A 14,695-nucleotide genomic window follows, 5' to 3' on the forward strand; every position below is an offset into this window, starting at 1 on the left:
TCAAGGCGCGTTCAGCCGCGCCCCAAGAGAAGTTGGAGGTAGCCAGCTAATCTTAGGAGCGCAGCGGAGACCACGCCGGATCCGACCCGTAGCTCGGGGTCGGCAGGCGCTGCTCGTTGTAGCCGGTCACATCGACCGTATAGAGCGAGGGGCCGGAGGCGCCGCCCGGATCGCGGAAGAACATGAGCACGCGGCCGTTGGGGCAGAAGGTCGGCCCCTCATTGTGATAGCCCTCGGTGAGGACCCGCTCGCCCGAGCCGTCGGTGCGCATCACGCCGATAGCGAAACGACCATCGCCTTGGCGGGTAAATGCGATCCAGTCGCCTTTGGGTGACCAGACTGGCGTCGAATAGCGGGCGTTTCCGAAAGAGATACGCTTCGCGCCGGACCCGTCCGCGTTCATCACATAGATCTGGGAGGTGCCGCCCCGGTCGCTCTCGAAGCAGATCTGCCGCCCGTCCGGCGAATAGCAGGGGGCGGTATCGATTGCCGCCGTATCGGTCAGGCGGGTTGTCGCGCGCGAGCGCAGGTCCATGACGAAGATGTTCGAGTTGCCGCCCTGCTGGAGGCTCAGGATCACCTTCTGCCCGTCCGGCGCGAAGCGCGGCGCGAAGCTCATGCCGGGGAAATTGCCGACGATCTCCCGCTGGCCGGTCTCGATGTTCAGCAGGAATACGCGCGGATCACCCTGCCCATAGGACATGTAGGTGATTTCCTGGCTGGTGGGCGAGAAGCGCGGGGTCAGCACCAGGCTGTCGCCGCGGGTGAGATAGCTCACGTTGGCGCCATCCTGGTCCATGATGGCGAGGCGCTTGATGCGGCGTTCCTTCGGCCCGCTCTCGTCCACGAAGACGATGCGGGTGTCGAAATAGCCCTTCTCGCCGGTCATCTTCTCATAGATGGCATCGGCGACGATGTGGGCGATGCGTCGCCAGTTCTCCGGCTGCGCCACGAACTGCTGGGCGGCGAGTTGCTGCCCGGCGAACACGTCCCACAGGCGGAACACCACCTGCACGCGCCCGTCCGCCTGCCGGGTGACGCGGCCGGTGAGCAGCGCCTGGGCGTTGATGACGCGCCAGTCCTGGAAGCGCGGGGTGTCGGGATTGGTGATCTGCTCGACGAACGCCTTCGGATCGATGGGCGCGAACAGGCCGCAGCGGCGCAGGTCCGAGGTGATGACGCCGGAGATGTTGCGCCCGAGTTCCGGCTCGCCCAGCAGGTCGGTGATGGCGATGGGGATGGGCTTGAAGGCGCCGGGCGTGATCTCGATGCGGCCCTGCGCGTGGGCGGGGCCGAAGCCGCCCAGCATCCCGGCGGCGCCGGCGGCCATGCCGGTCCTCAGGAAGGCGCGGCGGCCGAGGCCGCGCGTGAGCGCGCCAGCGGCGTCAGCCTCATCGAGTGGGCGCTGGAAGGCTTCCGGGCGTCCGGACCGCGTCATTTTATCCTCGTTCTTTCGGGTCACGCCGCGCCCGAGGGGCCGGCGGCGCGGGCCGCCGGGGGCGCCGGCCTGTTATTGGGTAAAGAGCTTGTCGCTGAGGGTGATGCCCAGCGTCTTCCACGAAGAAGCGTATTTCTCGGGTTGGAACATCGTGTAGGGCTGGCACTGGATGATCGCCCGGATGCCGATGCTCGCCACCGCCTGGAAGGCCGGGTTGCCCGCATTCGCCTGTCCCGGAACGATCCGGGGCTGCGCCGACAGGGTGCCGTCCTTGTTGAAGAAGATGTCCACGTCCACCGGGGGCGGCGCGGTGAGATTGCCAGGCATCGTGCCCCAGCACGTCTTCAGGCGGCGCTTGAAGGCGTCGATCTCATTGATGCTGAGGGTCGCCGCCTGTCCGCTCGGCGCGCCGATGGAAGAGGTGGTGGACACCTGATCGGCGCTCGCCACCTGGCGGGTGGGCGTGCGCTTGTCGATCAGTTCCTTGATCTGGTCGGTATTGAACTCCCGCGAGGGCGCGTTGGCCTCGATGGGCTTGGGCTGCTCGCGCGGCGGCGCGGGCTTGCGCGGGGGCAGGGGCGGGGCGGCCTCCGCCTTGGCCTGCTCCTGCGGCTGCTCCTGCTTCTTCGGCTCGTTCTTCAGCGCCACCTCCGCCGTTTCCTTGGGCGGCGGCGCCTGCTCTGCCTTGGGGGGCGTCGGCTGCTCGGCCTTCTGCGGGGGCGGGGGCGGCGGAGGCGGGGGCGGAGCGGTGGCCTCGACCGGCGGCTTCTCGCTGGCCTTGAGCTTGGGATCCTCGATGGGCGTCGGCGCGGCGACCTTCTCGGCCACCTGCTTCGGCTTCTCGGACTTCTGCCCGTTCAGCGCGCCTCGGGTCAGCTTGGTGTATTCGGAGGAGGTAATAACGTCGACGGGAATGTCCTGCATCATCGGGTCGAGCGGCTTCGCCCCGGAGAAGGTCACCAGGGTGAGGACGAGAACGCCCACATGGAGCGCCGTCGATGCTGCGAGGCTGCTGCGCATGGGGTTGATGGTTCAGCCTCCCTGCTCGACCTCGGTGACCAGCGCCACCTTCTTGAAACCCGCCCCCGACAGGCGGCCCATGACCCGCATGATCTGCCCGTAATTGGCGTTCTTGTCGCCGCGCACGAAGATGCGCTCCTCGAAGCCGCCGCGCGCCTGCGTCACAGCTTGCAACTTCGAGACCAGATCCTCGTACTTGATCTCGCTGTCGCCGAGATAGATCTGGCCGTTGGGCCGCACCGAGAGGGTGATGGGGTCCTTGTTCTCCTGGTTCACCGCGCTCGCCTGCGTCTGCGGCAGGTCGATGGGAACGCCCACCGTCAGCAGCGGCGCCGCCACCATGAAGATGATGAGCAGCACCAGCATGACGTCCACCATGGGCGTCACGTTGATCTCGGCCATCACCGGCGGCGCGCGACGGCGCGAGCGCCGGCTCTGCCATCCTGCCGCCCCTCCGCCCGACATGCCCATGATTCAGCCCCGCTCGTCGATCTGGCGCGAGAGGATGGCGGAGAACTCGTCCGCAAAACCCTCCAGACGCTGGGCCTGTCGCCCGACCTGGGAAATGAACTTGTTGTAGAAAATCGTCGCGGGAATGGCGGCAATGAGGCCCACCGCGGTCGCGAAGAGCGCCTCCGCGATGCCCGGCGCTACCACGGCGAGCGAGGTGTTCTTGGAGGCGGCGATGGACTGGAACGAGGTCATGATGCCCCAGACCGTGCCGAACAAGCCGACGAAGGGGCCGGCGGAACCGACGGTCGCCAGCACCAGCAGGCCGGTCTCCAGCCGCTCCACCTCGCGGGCGATGGTGACGTTCATCACCTTGTCGATGCGCTGGTTGAGGCCGGCGAGGGAGCGGGCGCCGCCCTCGTAGGTGCGCTTCCACTCGCGCATCGCCGCGACGAAGATGGCGGCCATGCCGTGGTTGGAGCGGCCCGCCAGGGTGCGATAGAGGTCTTCGAGGCTCTGGCCGGACCAGAACACCTGCTCGAAGCGGTCCATCTCGCGCTTGTTGCGCGAGAACAGCATCCATTTGTTGATGACGATGGCCCAGACCCAGATCGAGGACACGATCAGGCCGATCATCACCAGCTTGACGACGATGTGGGCCTGCAGGAACAGGCCGAGGAAGGAGAAGTCCGCGGCCGGCGGCGCTGCCGCGCTGCCGATCGGATCCTGGGCGAGGGCGGGCAGGGTACCGAGCAGGAGAAGGCCCGCCGCCGCGGCGATCGCCGGCGTCAGGCGGGAAACGGTGCCGGTGCGGCTCGTCACATCAATCATCCTCGGCTCCGCGGCGCGCTCCCTCAGGAGGCCCGCTTCTGCGCTCGGGAGGGGCTGCCCCGCCCGAAGCATCCGGCTCCCGCTCCGGCTCAAGGCCGCGCGGGTTTCGAGCACCGGACGTCGCATTCAAAGTTTGACGGCCCTTTGAACGGGCGAAACTGTCCAAACTTTGACGGGCGTGCCGGTCTACGCTGCGGTGCGAAGGCGCCGCAACCGGATGAAGCTGTGCATGAACACGCTTAATGCTGCGTTAGCGCAACGCGGTAGAGCGCGGAAAACCCTGGATGACGTAACGTCAGCGACGAATTTCGCCGAGCGCCTCCGCCTCCCGCGCGTCGGCGAGCGTTGCCTGTCGCAGGGAATCAGGGATGCGCTTGGCGCGCCCCTCGGACACGAAGGCCACGCGCACGGTGGCGGAGACGAGCAGTTCATCTCCCCGCTTTACCTGCTGAAGCAAAGTGATGGACGCGCCCGCGACATCTTTCGAGAGAGTGACGATCTGCAGCACGTCGTCGATGCGCGCGGGTTTCAGAAAGTCGATCTGCATGGCGCGGACGACGAAGTGAAAGCCGGGCGCCTCCTCGGCCGCCTGGGCGAAGAGTTCGCCCTGCACCACGCCCAGCAGCCGCATGTAGTCCGAGCGGCCGCGCTCCATGAAGCGCAGATAGTTGGCGTGATAGACGATGCCGGAGAAATCCGTGTCCTCGTAATAGACGCGCACGTCCAGCGCATGGCCGCCGGGAATGAGACGGCCGGCGAGATGGAGGCTCGTATCGGACGGGGAGGGTGTCGGGCGGTCAATCATGGCGCCTCCCATAAACGAGACCGCGCCCCTTGTGAACAAAGGGCGCGGTTCGGCCGATACGGAACCTGGGGGGCGTTGGCGACCGTACCGACGTTCGTGACCGGCGTTACGTCAGCAACGGTCAGCCGTTGCTGGTGGTGTCCGGCTGCGGCTCGTTGGCGCGGCGGCGGCGGTCGGCCATGAACTGGTCGAACTCGGCCTTGTCCTTGGCCTGACGCAGACGCTCAAGGAAGTCGCGGAAGTCCTTCTGCTCTTCCTCAAGGCGGCGCAGCGTGTCCTGGCGATACTCATCGAACGCCCGGTTGCCGCTGGAGGGAGCCGAACGGGTCCAGCATCCAAAGCCCTTCATCGTCTCTCCTCCCTGTTCCTGCCAGCGGGCAAAGCTGCGCTTGCCGCATGCGAACCGTCCACTGCCGATGGCGAAGGCGAGGATCGCGAGGCCCAACGGCCACCAGGCCATGAAGCCCAGCACCGTGAGCGCGATCCACGCCGGTTTACCGTAGCTGTCGAGCTTGTAAGCGAGCTCCATGGCTGTCGTTCCCGGTTAATGTAAATAACATTCACATAGATAGGGGCGAGGGGAGCTTTTGTCAATGGCGCTCTTCCGGCGCCTCACGCGTCGGGCGCGCCGAGGCCTTTCAGATAGACGAGGAATCCGGCCTCAAGAAGGTCGTCCGGATCCATGGGCAGCCTGCGCCGGCCACCATCGGCGCGGCCGAACAGCGAGGCAATGCCATGGGCGAGGGACCAACAATGCAGGGCCACCATCAGCGCCGGCGGGCGCCCGGGGCCGGGCATGTGAGAGACCAGAACTTCCGCGGCTTCCCGCAGTACACCGAACGCCTTGTCCCCGGCCTGCTTCAAACCCTCGTGACGGTCGGGGGAGAGGCCGGATTCGAACATGGCCACATATTCGGCCGGCCGGCTGCGGGCGAAGGCGAGATAGGCGCGGCCGACCCGCTCGAACGCTTCCAAGGCCTTGGGGCGCCCGCTTTGCCAGGCGGCCTGCAAGGTCTCGGTGAGCCGCTCAAACCCTGCCGTGGCAACAGCCGCGAGCAGTTCGTCCCGGTCGCGGAAATGGCGGTAGGGGGCGGCGGGGCTCACCCCCGCGCGTCGGGCCGCCTCGGCGAAGGTGAAGCCGGCGACACCCTTCTCGGCCACGAGGTCGAGTGCGGCCTGCATCAGGGCTTCCCGCAGGTTGCCGTGATGGTAGGAGCGCGTTTCGCCGTTCCGGGTCCAGCTCATGTCAATGTGCTTTACATTTCGCGGAGGCCGCCGTCGAGAGCGGCGTCAACCGCCGCTCAGTCGCCTTCGTCGAACAGCGGCATCTGCTTCACGGACGGTGGTTCGGCGAGACCGAGATGACGGAAGGCGGCACCGGTCAGCATCCGCCCGCGCGGGGTCCGCTGGATGAAGCCCTGCTGCACAAGGAAGGGCTCGACGATTTCCTCGATGGCATCGCGCGGCTCCGAAAGGGCTGCGGCCAGCGTATCCACGCCCACTGGGCCGCCGCCGTAGAATTCAGCGATCACCGTTAGGTAGCGCCGGTCCATGGCATCGAGACCGGCGGCATCCACCTCAAGCGCAAGGAGGGCGCGGTCGGCGATCTTGCGGTCGATCCGCTCCGCCTCGGCCACCAGCGCGAAATCGCGCACCCGCCGCAGCAGTCGCCCGGCGATGCGCGGGGTGCCGCGCGCGCGGCGGGCGATTTCGGTGGCACCGTCCGGCGCGATGGCGATGCCCATCACCCGCGCCCCGCGCACCACGATCTTCTCCAGTTCCTCCACCGTGTAGAACTGGAGCCGGACGGGAATGCCGAAGCGGTCGCGCAGCGGCGTGGTCAGCAGGCCGGAGCGGGTGGTGGCCCCCACCAGCGTGAATTTCGGCAGCGAGATCTTCACCGAACGGGCGGCGGGGCCCTCGCCGATCACGAGGTCGAGCTCGTAATCCTCCATGGCCGGATAGAGGATTTCCTCCACGGCCGGGGAGAGGCGGTGAATTTCGTCAATAAAGAGCACGTCGCGCTCTTCGAGATTGGTGAGGATGGCGGCCAGGTCGCCCGCCTTGGCGATCACCGGGCCGGAGGTGGAGCGGAAGCCCACGCCCATCTCGCGCGACATGATCTGCGCCAGCGTGGTCTTGCCGAGGCCGGGCGGCCCCACGAACAGCACATGGTCCAGAGCCTCGCCGCGTGCCCGCGCCGCCTTGATGAAGATTTCCAGATTGGCGCGCGCCTGCGCCTGACCCACGAACTCCGACAGGAGCTGCGGGCGCAGGGTGGAATCGGCGGCATCATCGCCGCGCTTTTCGCCGGAGAGGAGGCGGGTGTTCATGACGAGAGCCTTGCGCGCCTCGGGACCAGCGACTCGCGCGACTGTAGTGCCTGCCGGCCGGGTACGGAAGGGGAACGGTCCGGCCCGGCGTGATCTGGATTAATGCGGGCGCGAGCCGCACGTGGAAACCTGCCGCCTTCAGTTCAGGAGGTCGCCATGGGCCGTGCCATGAAGGAGCTTCCGCTCGCGGAGGTCTACAAGCTGATCGAGCCGGGGCCGGTGGTCCTGCTCACGACGGCGGCGCGGGGGCGGGCCAATGTCATGGCCATGTCCTGGCACATGATGGTGGAATTCACCCCGCCGCTCATCGCCTGCATCGTCTCCTCCGCCGATTTCAGCTTCGGGGCACTGCGCACCACGAAGGAATGCGTCATCGCCATTCCCGCCGTGGCGCTGGCGGAGAAGGTGGTGGCCGTGGGCAACTGCTCCGGCGAAGAGGTGGACAAGTTCTCCACCGTCGGGCTCACGCCCGTTCCTGCGGCGCTGGTTCAGGCGCCGCTGGTGGCGGAGTGCTTCGCCAACCTTGAATGCCGCGTAGTGGAGACGCGGCTCGTCAACCGCTTCAACCTGTTCGTGCTGGAAGTGGTCAAGGCGTGGCGCGACCCGGCGCAGAAGGCGCCGCGTACCATTCACCATCGCGGCTACGGCACCTTCTCGGTCGATGGCGAAGAACTGAAGATCGCCTCGCGCATGCCCTGAGCCGTCTACTTGGCCAGTTCCTTGAGCCCAAGCCGGATCAGCGTCTCGGTCTTCGCATCCTCCCCCGCGCTGCGCAGGGCGGCGGCGATGGCGGTGTTGGCCTGCGGCGCCCCATAGCCGAGATTGACGAGCGCGGACACTGCATCTGCCGCCGCGCCACCGGCGACCGGCGCAGCGGCCGCGGCGCCGCCGAGGTCGGCGAGGGAGACCGAGCCGGTGCCGAAGCCCGGCATCTTGTCCTTCAGCTCGGTGATAATGCGGGTGGCGACCCGTGGCCCGACACCGGGGGCGCGCGCGACTGTCGTCTTGTCGCCCAGCGCGATGGCCTGCGTCAGCTCGGAGGCGCTGAGCGTGGAAAGCACCGCCAGCGCCGTCTTGGTGCCGATGCCCTGCACCCCCTGCAGCAGCCGGAACCAGTCCCGCTCCGCCGCCGAGGCGAAGCCGAACAGGCGGATGGCGTCTTCCCGCACATGGGTCTCGATGAACAGGGCCGCCGCCTCGCCGGCCCTTGGCAAGGCCGAGAGCGTGCGGCCGGAGCAGTGGACGAGATAGCCGACGCCGTGCACGTCGATGATGGCGTGGTCCTCGTTGAGTTCGTCCACCACGCCCTTGAGCTTGCCGATCATGTGCGACCCTTCAGCCCGTGGCTGCGATGAAAAAGACGAAGGTGGCCAGCGCCCCGAGGCCGGTGCGCACCATATGCAACTGCCCCCAGTTGGCGATGAGGCGGCGGGTGTCCGGCCCGGCCTCCTCCTCCCGCGCGCCCATCAGCGCCCGGTTGGTGGGCATGATGCCGACCATCGTGAACGGCCAGTTGGCGAGCATCAACACCGCGCCGGCGAGCCAGCGCCAGTCGTCATCGGTGGCAAACGCTGCGCCGCCGAGCAGCGCGCCGACCAGCGCGAGGGTTGCCTGCATGGCGAAGCCGCGCCGGTAGGCCGGCTTCCATTGGGCGAGCGCCGCGCGGTCCGGCAGCATCAGCCGCGCCGGCTGCTCGACCGCATTGATATAGAAGGCGGCGCCGGTGAAGACGGCCGCCGTCACGAGCGCCAGTTGTCCATAGATCATGGCGAACATCCCTGAGGGCCGCCGGCGAGCTTACAGCGCCGCGCGCGCACGCGCAGCCGCGCCGCGATGGTGCGCGTGCGTAATGGCGATGGCGAGCGCGTCGGCGGCGTCGTCGGTCTCGGGCGTCGCCTTGGGCAAGAGGATGCCGATCATCATCCGCACCTGCGCCTTCTCGGCTCGGCCGGCGCCGACCACGCTCTTCTTCACCAGCAGCGGCGCGTACTCCGCCACCGGAAGGCCCATCTGGGCGGGCGCCAGCATGACGACCCCGCGCGCCTGGCCGAGCTTCAGGGTCGAGGACGGGTTCATGTTCACGAACGTCTCTTCCACCGCCGCCTCGGCCGGGGCGAAGCGCAGGAGCACGTCAACCAGCCCGCGATGCAGGGCGGCGAGCCGCTCGGCCATCTCGCCCGTCTCGGGCGGAAGGATGGTGCCGCAGGCGACGAAGGACAGCCGCGAGCCCAGCACGTCGATGACGCCCCAGCCCGTGCGGCGCAGGCCGGGGTCGAGGCCGAGGATGCGAATCGCGTTCAGGTTCATGGCGGGAAGGTGCGCCACCGGCCGGGCGGGGGAAAGGGGATGCCGTGGACCGGCATCCCGCGCCGCACGGTCAGCGGGTGGTGCCGGCGGAGCTCGCGACGCGGGTCGCGACCTTGGCCGGGGCGGCGTTGGCCACCACGTCCGCGGGTTGCTCCTGCCACTCGGGCTTGACCGTCACCATGTTGGCGGCAGCCACCGGCGTCGCGGGAACGAAGGTGGCGGACGCCTGCTGCGCCTTGGCCAGCCAGGCGGGATCCGCGTCGCGACTCAGGATGTCGCGCTTGCGGGCGCTGTCCTCGTCGCCCTGACGGGCAGCGAGATCGAGCCACTTCCACGCTTCCGCCGCATCGGCGCTTACGCCGAGGCCACGGGCGTAGATGACGCCCAGATTGTACTGGCTGTCGCGATGCCCGAGGTCGGCGGCGGCGCGGAACCACCTGAGCGCGCCAGCCCAGTCCGGCTGGCCGTTGAGGCCGGGCAGGGTGCCTTCCGACAGGAGCATGGCGAGCGCGTGCATGGCCCGCACGTTCCCCTGTTCGGCCGCCCAGGTGTAGAAGCGCCGCGCTTCGCCCATGTCCTTGCCGGCGGACTCATAGAGCGCGCCGAGCCGGAGCGCGGCGAGGGCGGAGCCGCGCTGCACCGCATAGCCGAGCCATTTGGTGGCGGCGTCGAGGTCCGCGTCCGTCCCGCGTCCTTCCGCATAGCGGCCGGCGACGAGGAAGGCGGCCGCCGGATCTCCCGCGCGGGCGGCGATCTGCAAAGCGGACGGCCCGATGGCCGGCGGCAGCTCGGTGGGGGAGACCCCGGCGACGGCTGGCGCGGCCAGCCGGCGGAGCGTATCCGTCAGGCTCGTGACAAGCTCGGGACCGCTGCGCACGGCCATGCCCACGCTGAGGCCGGTGAAGACGGTGGTCGCGCCGGCGATGAGCGCCACCATGGCGATGTGACGGCGCCGCGCGAACAAGCTGGCGAAGACGCTTGCCCCTTGAGGGCGGCGCTCCCGGGTCTTTTCGGTTTTCCGGCTGCGCTTTTCGACACGGGGACGCTCTTCGTCCGTCTCCTTGGCCGAGGATGGGGGGGTGCCCCAGTCGACGCGCCGGTTCGGACGGGGCCACGGAACGTCGCTCGCCGCCGCACGCAAGGCGCTTTCCAGCGGATCGACCTCGGCTGCGGCAGCGTGGGCGTCGGCGGCGTGAGGCTGGGCGGATTGGGGTTCGGCAGCGTAGGGTTGCGGATGGGGCGCTGCGGCATCCGCGTGCGAGAGCGTCGCCTCCTCGAAGAACGGTTCCCGGTAATATCCGGCCGCCTGATCCGTGACATCCCGATACGCAGCGTCCTCATCGTCGCCGTCGTGCGCCCGCGCGGGAGCGGTGCGCGGGGCATAGGTGCCGTCACCCGCCTGGGCGAGGGAGACGGAGATACCTTCGAGCTGCTGTTCAAGCTCGGCGCCATAAAGCTCGCCGGCCCGGCGCTCCATCTCGTCCTGACGCGCCTCAAGGGCGGCAAGCCCGCGCTTCAGCCCGAGCACGGCGGCGCCGTCCGGATGGTCAGACACCTTGGCGGCCACGGCCGAGGCGGCCTCGGAGGCGACGGAGCGCGTATCCTCGCGCACGTGGCGTACTTCCTCGCTCAGGCGGCGCAGGCCTGATTCGATATCGTCCAGCCGACCGAGCCGCTCCTGGGCCTGGCGCAACTGCTCGGAGAGGCCGGACAGATGACGCTCCATCGTGTCGACGATGGGGTGCTCCGCCCTGCCGCTTTCCTCGGCCGCGGTCAGGCGTGCCGCGAGGGCGCCCAGCCGCTGGGAGATTTCAAGGCCAAGCGCGGGTGAGACGCTCGCCGCCTGGTCGGCGATCTGTCCGGACATGCGGTCGAGCCGCGCCTGGACGCCGTTCACGGCTTCAAGGAGCGAGGACCGAAGGTGCTCTGTCGCCTGCGCATCGTCAGCGCGGCCGCGCGCCTCGACCTCGGCGAAGCGCTGTAGCAGGGCATCGGCATTGCGCTCGAAATCGACGGCCGCATCGGTGACCCGCCGCGCCGCCTGCTCGCCGGCGAGGGCGACACCCTCGGCGCAGGCCGCGAGGCGCTGGGCGAGCTTGGCCATGGCGTCCTGGCCCTGGCCGCCGCTGACGAGGCGCTGCACCAGTTCGCGCATCTCGTTCATCTGGCTCTGCAGGCGGGCGACCTCAACCGGGTCCACCGCGCGGGCGCCGAGCAGCTCGATCTTGCGACCGAGGGCATCGATGCCCGATTCGACCACCTTGAAGCGCTCGGTGGACCGCTCGTTGCGGCCCATCTGGCCGAGGCTGTCGCGGATGGAAGTGAGCTCGGCGAGGATCGCCTGATCCGAACCGTCGCGGGTCGCGCCGGCTTCCCGAAGGTCGTCCACACGGCGCGCAAGAAGCGTGATTGCGCGGTCCATCTCGGTCACGGCGCGCTTGGGCGCAGCCGTCGCGAGACGTTCCCGCAGAATGCCGATTTCACCCCGCAGGGCCTCGATCGCCGACGCGGGAAGATCAAAGACGTCCCATGCGGGGACGTCGGGGTGATCGGCCTGCGCATGGGGATCGAAGCCATGGTGGGCCTCGAAGCCTGCGCGCGTCCGGGCCGTGCGCTCAAAACGCTCCATTCCGGCCTCCCGGGGCGACAAATGACTTTGAGGTGTCAAAGTACCGCGCCCCGATTCGGTGATGTCTTCGGCACAGAATTTCGGATCAAGGTAAATCGCCGGTTAATCCTGCGGCCAAAGACGGAAGAGGGGTCGAGCGCCATTCGTTCGCCGGCAGGGCGTTACAGGCCGGAAATACAATCCAGGAGTGTGTTCAAGCTCCGCCTTCAGGGCCGTTTAGCGTGCCGCTACGGACACCTAACCAGCGTCGCACCCGCCGCAGCGGCAACTTGAGGACGTTGGATGCCATGGCGAGGGCCCTGAACGTGCCCCATCTAACTATCTGAGTTTGCAGACTTGTAACTGTTACTTTCCCCTACGGTAGCCCCGAGAACCTCCCCATCGTGCCGGCATGGCGGTACGCATAGTGGCGCAGCGGCACCTCGGGATCCGGCTTGGGTCATCCAGCCCACCCGAGAGAGCCGGTTCCGTCCCCGGGGGAACGCACTCAGGTGCGTGGGGGCGCTGCGTCCATAAGCACGTCGTTACCGGCACCCCGTCCGCGCCAGGACGGGATCGAGATAAGGGGAATTGAGGCATGGACGCCAACACGTTCGAGAAGTCGTTCGACCACGGGCTGGACACCGTCGCTCCGGCGCAGGCTCACCCGGCTGGTGAGGGCTATCGCGAGGCCGTGGTCTTCACGATCGGCGACCTCTCCCGCGAGTTCGGGATCACCCTGCGGGCCCTGCGCTTCTACGAGGACAAGGGCCTGATTTCGCCCCGCCGCGACGGCATGACCCGGCTCTATTCCGAAACCGATCGCAAGCGTCTGGCGGTGATCCTGAAGGGCAAGCACCTCGGCTTCACCCTGGCGGAGATCCGGGCGCTGGTGGCGGCCCATGAGGGCGGCGAGAGCGAGCTTTCCCTGTCGCGCGATCGCTGCCTGTCGCAGATCGCCCAGCTGGAGCGTCAGCGCGGCGAGATCGACACCGCCATCTCCGAGCTGAAGTCCATGGCCCTGGCTTTCGCGGCCTGAGCTGGACGGAGGCGGCGCAGGCCGCCTCTGGACATTTCGAATGGAAAACGCCCGGTCTTGCCGGGCGTTCGATCTCAAAGCGGGCGCGGGATCAGGCGCTCAGCTTCGCCAGCAAGGCATCGGACAGCTCGAAATTGGCGGTGACGGTCTGCACGTCGTCATTGTCCTCGAGCGTCTCGACGAGGCGCATGAGCTTCTCGCCGGTCTCGTCGTCCACCGCCACGGAATTTTGTGGCCGCCACACCAGCGCCGCCTTGCTCGGCTCGCCGAACTTCTGCTCCAGAGCCCGCTGCACCTCGGCCAGTTGCTCGGCTGCGCAGATCACCTCGTGACCATCCTCGCTGGAGGTCACGTCGTCGGCGCCGGCCTCGATGGCCGCTTCCATCATGGTGTCGGCATCCGCCTTGCCGGCGGCATATTCGATGCGCCCCACCCGGTCGAACATGAAGGACACCGCGCCGGTCTCGGCGAGGTTGCCGCCCGACTTGGTGAAGTAGGAGCGGACTTCGGAGGCGGTCCGGTTGCGGTTGTCGGTGAGCGCCTCGACGATCACGGCGACGCCGCCGGGGCCGTAGCCCTCATAGCGAATCTCGTCGTAATTCTCGGTGTCCGCCCCGGCCGCCTTCTTGATGGCCCGGTCGATGTTGTCCTTGGGCATGTTCTCGGCGCGGGCCGCGAGGATGGCGGCGCGCAGGCGCGCGTTCATGTTGGGATCGGGCAGGCCCATCTTGGCCGAGACCGTGATCTCGCGCGCCAGCTTGGAGAACAGCTTGGAGCGCATCGCGTCCTGCCGCCCCTTGCGGTGCATGATGTTCTTGAATTGTGAATGCCCGGCCATGGCCGCCACCGTCCCGTTGTGCGGACCCGCCCCGCGCCCCGCATCAGCGGCGCCGCCCGGACCGATCCTGTTGACTGGAGCGGGCCTTATAGGCGGGCCAAAGGGAAAAGGGCAAGGAAGCGGGTGCAGCATAACGATGCCACGCTTCTTCTACCGCTAAGGCAGGGGCTCAATCCCAGAAGGTCGGACGGGAGGGTTCGAGTCCCGCGCCCATGCGCACGGCCGCCACCTTCACCGCAAGGCCGGTGCGGTCGTCGGTCTCGACCGCGACGCCGGAGAGCGCGGCCGGTCCTGCCGCCGGCTCGAACCGGCCGGACGCGAGCTTGCGGGTGAAGCGCCGCAGCGGCTCCTCCTTGTCCATGCCGATCACCCCATCATAGGCGCCGCACATGCCGGCGTCGGTCATGTAGGCCGTGCCGCCGGAGAGAATGCGGTAATCGGCGGTGGGGACGTGGGTGTGGGTGCCCACCACGAGGGAGGCGCGGCCGTCGCAGAAATGGCCGATCGCCTGCTTCTCGCTGGTGGTCTCGGCGTGCACATCCACCACCACGGCATCCACCATCTCGCCCAGCGTGGCGCCGTCCAGCGCCCTGTCGAGGCCGGCGAAGGGATCGTCCAGCGGATCCATGAAGACGCGGCCCATCACGTTGACCACGAGCACGCGGGCGCCGTTGCGCGCTTCCACCAGAGTGGCCCCGCGCCCGGGCGTGCCGGGCGGATAATTCAGCGGCCGCACCAAAGCCGGGGCGCGCTCGATGAACACCAGGGCCTCGCGCTGGTCGAAGGCGTGGTTGCCGAGGGTGATGGCATCGGCGCCGGCGGCGCGCAGTTCGTCATGGATCGCCTCGGTAATGCCGAAGCCGCCGGCGGCATTCTCGCCGTTCACCACAACGAGATCGAGCGACCATTGGGCGACGAGGCCCGGCAAATGCGACACGACGCATTCGCGGCCCGAGCGGCCGACGACGTCGCCAAGAAACAGAATGCGCATGAACTCTTCCGGCAACACGAACGAAGGGCAGCGGG

The 14,695-nt window shown here is 68.3% G+C and carries 16 protein-coding genes; 2 read left to right on the forward strand and 14 right to left on the reverse strand.

Translation table 11 applies throughout. The annotated features are described in order from the left end of the window. Nucleotides 1–52: 52 nt before the first annotated feature. From tolB to ruvB, 8 genes are all read right to left on the reverse strand, one after another. Nucleotides 53–1,330 (reverse strand): Tol-Pal system beta propeller repeat protein TolB, encoded by a 1,278-nt coding sequence (gene tolB, locus J2126_RS20415; RefSeq protein ID WP_245328042.1) that lies wholly within the window; start codon nt 1,328–1,330, stop codon nt 53–55. A 180-nt stretch (nt 1,331–1,510) separates the two neighbouring features. Then, nucleotides 1,511–2,458, reverse strand: a complete 948-nt coding sequence (locus J2126_RS20420; protein WP_209488667.1) for a hypothetical protein — start codon at nt 2,456–2,458, stop codon at nt 1,511–1,513. A 12-nt stretch (nt 2,459–2,470) separates the two neighbouring features. Then, nucleotides 2,471–2,929 (reverse strand): protein TolR, encoded by a 459-nt coding sequence (gene tolR, locus J2126_RS20425; protein ID WP_209488668.1) that lies wholly within the window; start codon nt 2,927–2,929, stop codon nt 2,471–2,473. 3 nt (nt 2,930–2,932) lie between these two features. Then, nucleotides 2,933–3,739: a protein TolQ gene (tolQ, locus tag J2126_RS20430; RefSeq protein WP_209488669.1), complete on the reverse strand. Its 807-nt coding sequence runs from the start codon at nt 3,737–3,739 to the stop codon at nt 2,933–2,935. A 295-nt stretch (nt 3,740–4,034) separates the two neighbouring features. After that, nucleotides 4,035–4,544, reverse strand: coding sequence for a tol-pal system-associated acyl-CoA thioesterase (gene ybgC, locus J2126_RS20435; RefSeq protein ID WP_209488670.1), 510 nt, complete (start codon nt 4,542–4,544; stop codon nt 4,035–4,037). 121 nt (nt 4,545–4,665) lie between these two features. After that, nucleotides 4,666–5,073: a DUF2852 domain-containing protein gene (locus tag J2126_RS20440; protein WP_209488671.1), complete on the reverse strand. Its 408-nt coding sequence runs from the start codon at nt 5,071–5,073 to the stop codon at nt 4,666–4,668. Nucleotides 5,074–5,156: 83 nt separating this feature from the next. After that, complete coding sequence (locus J2126_RS20445; RefSeq protein WP_209488672.1) at nt 5,157–5,789, reverse strand: TetR/AcrR family transcriptional regulator; 633 nt, start codon at nt 5,787–5,789, stop codon at nt 5,157–5,159. A 56-nt stretch (nt 5,790–5,845) separates the two neighbouring features. Then, entirely contained in the window at nt 5,846–6,877 is a 1,032-nt protein-coding gene (gene ruvB / locus J2126_RS20450; RefSeq protein ID WP_029557872.1) for a Holliday junction branch migration DNA helicase RuvB, read from the reverse strand. Nucleotides 6,878–7,045: 168 nt separating this feature from the next. Here ruvB and J2126_RS20455 point away from each other — a divergent pair, with 168 nt between their 5' ends. Continuing rightward, on the forward strand, nt 7,046–7,576 hold the full coding sequence (locus J2126_RS20455) for a flavin reductase family protein (protein ID WP_209490418.1): 531 nt from the start codon (nt 7,046–7,048) through the stop codon (nt 7,574–7,576). Nucleotides 7,577–7,581: 5 nt separating this feature from the next. On the opposite strand, the gene ruvA is transcribed toward J2126_RS20455, so the two are convergent. The 4 genes from ruvA to J2126_RS20475 form a co-directional block, all read right to left on the reverse strand. Beyond that, entirely contained in the window at nt 7,582–8,202 is a 621-nt protein-coding gene (gene ruvA / locus J2126_RS20460; RefSeq protein WP_209488673.1) for a Holliday junction branch migration protein RuvA, read from the reverse strand. A gap of 10 nt (nt 8,203–8,212) precedes the next feature. Then, the gene (locus J2126_RS20465) at nt 8,213–8,644 is read right to left on the reverse strand and encodes a DUF1772 domain-containing protein (RefSeq protein ID WP_209488674.1); all 432 of its coding nucleotides are present in this window, start codon (nt 8,642–8,644) and stop codon (nt 8,213–8,215) included. A 30-nt stretch (nt 8,645–8,674) separates the two neighbouring features. After that, the gene (gene ruvC / locus J2126_RS20470) at nt 8,675–9,184 is read right to left on the reverse strand and encodes a crossover junction endodeoxyribonuclease RuvC (RefSeq protein WP_209488675.1); all 510 of its coding nucleotides are present in this window, start codon (nt 9,182–9,184) and stop codon (nt 8,675–8,677) included. A 70-nt stretch (nt 9,185–9,254) separates the two neighbouring features. Further along, on the reverse strand, nt 9,255–11,813 hold the full coding sequence (locus tag J2126_RS20475) for an SEL1-like repeat protein (RefSeq protein WP_209488676.1): 2,559 nt from the start codon (nt 11,811–11,813) through the stop codon (nt 9,255–9,257). A gap of 577 nt (nt 11,814–12,390) precedes the next feature. On the opposite strand from J2126_RS20475, the gene J2126_RS20480 reads away from it, so the two are divergent. Beyond that, nucleotides 12,391–12,831: a MerR family transcriptional regulator gene (locus tag J2126_RS20480; RefSeq protein WP_209488677.1), complete on the forward strand. Its 441-nt coding sequence runs from the start codon at nt 12,391–12,393 to the stop codon at nt 12,829–12,831. Between the two features lie 91 nt (nt 12,832–12,922). Here J2126_RS20480 and J2126_RS20485 read toward each other — a convergent pair whose 3' ends face one another. Both J2126_RS20485 and J2126_RS20490 read right to left on the reverse strand, forming a co-directional pair. Further along, entirely contained in the window at nt 12,923–13,669 is a 747-nt protein-coding gene (locus tag J2126_RS20485; protein ID WP_209488678.1) for a YebC/PmpR family DNA-binding transcriptional regulator, read from the reverse strand. A 169-nt stretch (nt 13,670–13,838) separates the two neighbouring features. Next, the gene (locus J2126_RS20490; RefSeq protein ID WP_209488679.1) at nt 13,839–14,660 is read right to left on the reverse strand and encodes a TIGR00282 family metallophosphoesterase; all 822 of its coding nucleotides are present in this window, start codon (nt 14,658–14,660) and stop codon (nt 13,839–13,841) included. Nucleotides 14,661–14,695 lie beyond the last annotated feature (35 nt).

It is taken from the genome of Xanthobacter flavus, assembly GCF_017875275.1.
In the GTDB taxonomy this organism is placed as follows: domain Bacteria; phylum Pseudomonadota; class Alphaproteobacteria; order Rhizobiales; family Xanthobacteraceae; genus Xanthobacter; species Xanthobacter flavus_A.

Bases quoted from the DNA above. Each gene is read 5' to 3' on its own strand.
- tolB (WP_245328042.1), bottom strand. From the start codon at position 1,330: ATGGCCGCCGGCGCCGCCGGGATGCTGGGCGGCTTCGGCCCCGCCCAC.
- J2126_RS20420 (WP_209488667.1), bottom strand. From the start codon at position 2,458: ATGCGCAGCAGCCTCGCAGCATCGACGGCGCTCCATGTGGGCGTTCTC.
- tolR (WP_209488668.1), bottom strand. From the start codon at position 2,929: ATGGGCATGTCGGGCGGAGGGGCGGCAGGATGGCAGAGCCGGCGCTCG.
- tolQ (WP_209488669.1), bottom strand. From the start codon at position 3,739: ATGATTGATGTGACGAGCCGCACCGGCACCGTTTCCCGCCTGACGCCG.
- ybgC (WP_209488670.1), bottom strand. From the start codon at position 4,544: ATGATTGACCGCCCGACACCCTCCCCGTCCGATACGAGCCTCCATCTC.
- J2126_RS20440 (WP_209488671.1), bottom strand. From the start codon at position 5,073: ATGGAGCTCGCTTACAAGCTCGACAGCTACGGTAAACCGGCGTGGATC.
- J2126_RS20445 (WP_209488672.1), bottom strand. From the start codon at position 5,789: ATGAGCTGGACCCGGAACGGCGAAACGCGCTCCTACCATCACGGCAAC.
- ruvB (WP_029557872.1), bottom strand. From the start codon at position 6,877: ATGAACACCCGCCTCCTCTCCGGCGAAAAGCGCGGCGATGATGCCGCC.
- J2126_RS20455 (WP_209490418.1), top strand. From the start codon at position 7,046: ATGAAGGAGCTTCCGCTCGCGGAGGTCTACAAGCTGATCGAGCCGGGG.
- ruvA (WP_209488673.1), bottom strand. From the start codon at position 8,202: ATGATCGGCAAGCTCAAGGGCGTGGTGGACGAACTCAACGAGGACCAC.
- J2126_RS20465 (WP_209488674.1), bottom strand. From the start codon at position 8,644: ATGATCTATGGACAACTGGCGCTCGTGACGGCGGCCGTCTTCACCGGC.
- ruvC (WP_209488675.1), bottom strand. From the start codon at position 9,184: ATGAACCTGAACGCGATTCGCATCCTCGGCCTCGACCCCGGCCTGCGC.
- J2126_RS20475 (WP_209488676.1), bottom strand. From the start codon at position 11,813: ATGGAGCGTTTTGAGCGCACGGCCCGGACGCGCGCAGGCTTCGAGGCC.
- J2126_RS20480 (WP_209488677.1), top strand. From the start codon at position 12,391: ATGGACGCCAACACGTTCGAGAAGTCGTTCGACCACGGGCTGGACACC.
- J2126_RS20485 (WP_209488678.1), bottom strand. From the start codon at position 13,669: ATGGCCGGGCATTCACAATTCAAGAACATCATGCACCGCAAGGGGCGG.
- J2126_RS20490 (WP_209488679.1), bottom strand. From the start codon at position 14,660: ATGCGCATTCTGTTTCTTGGCGACGTCGTCGGCCGCTCGGGCCGCGAA.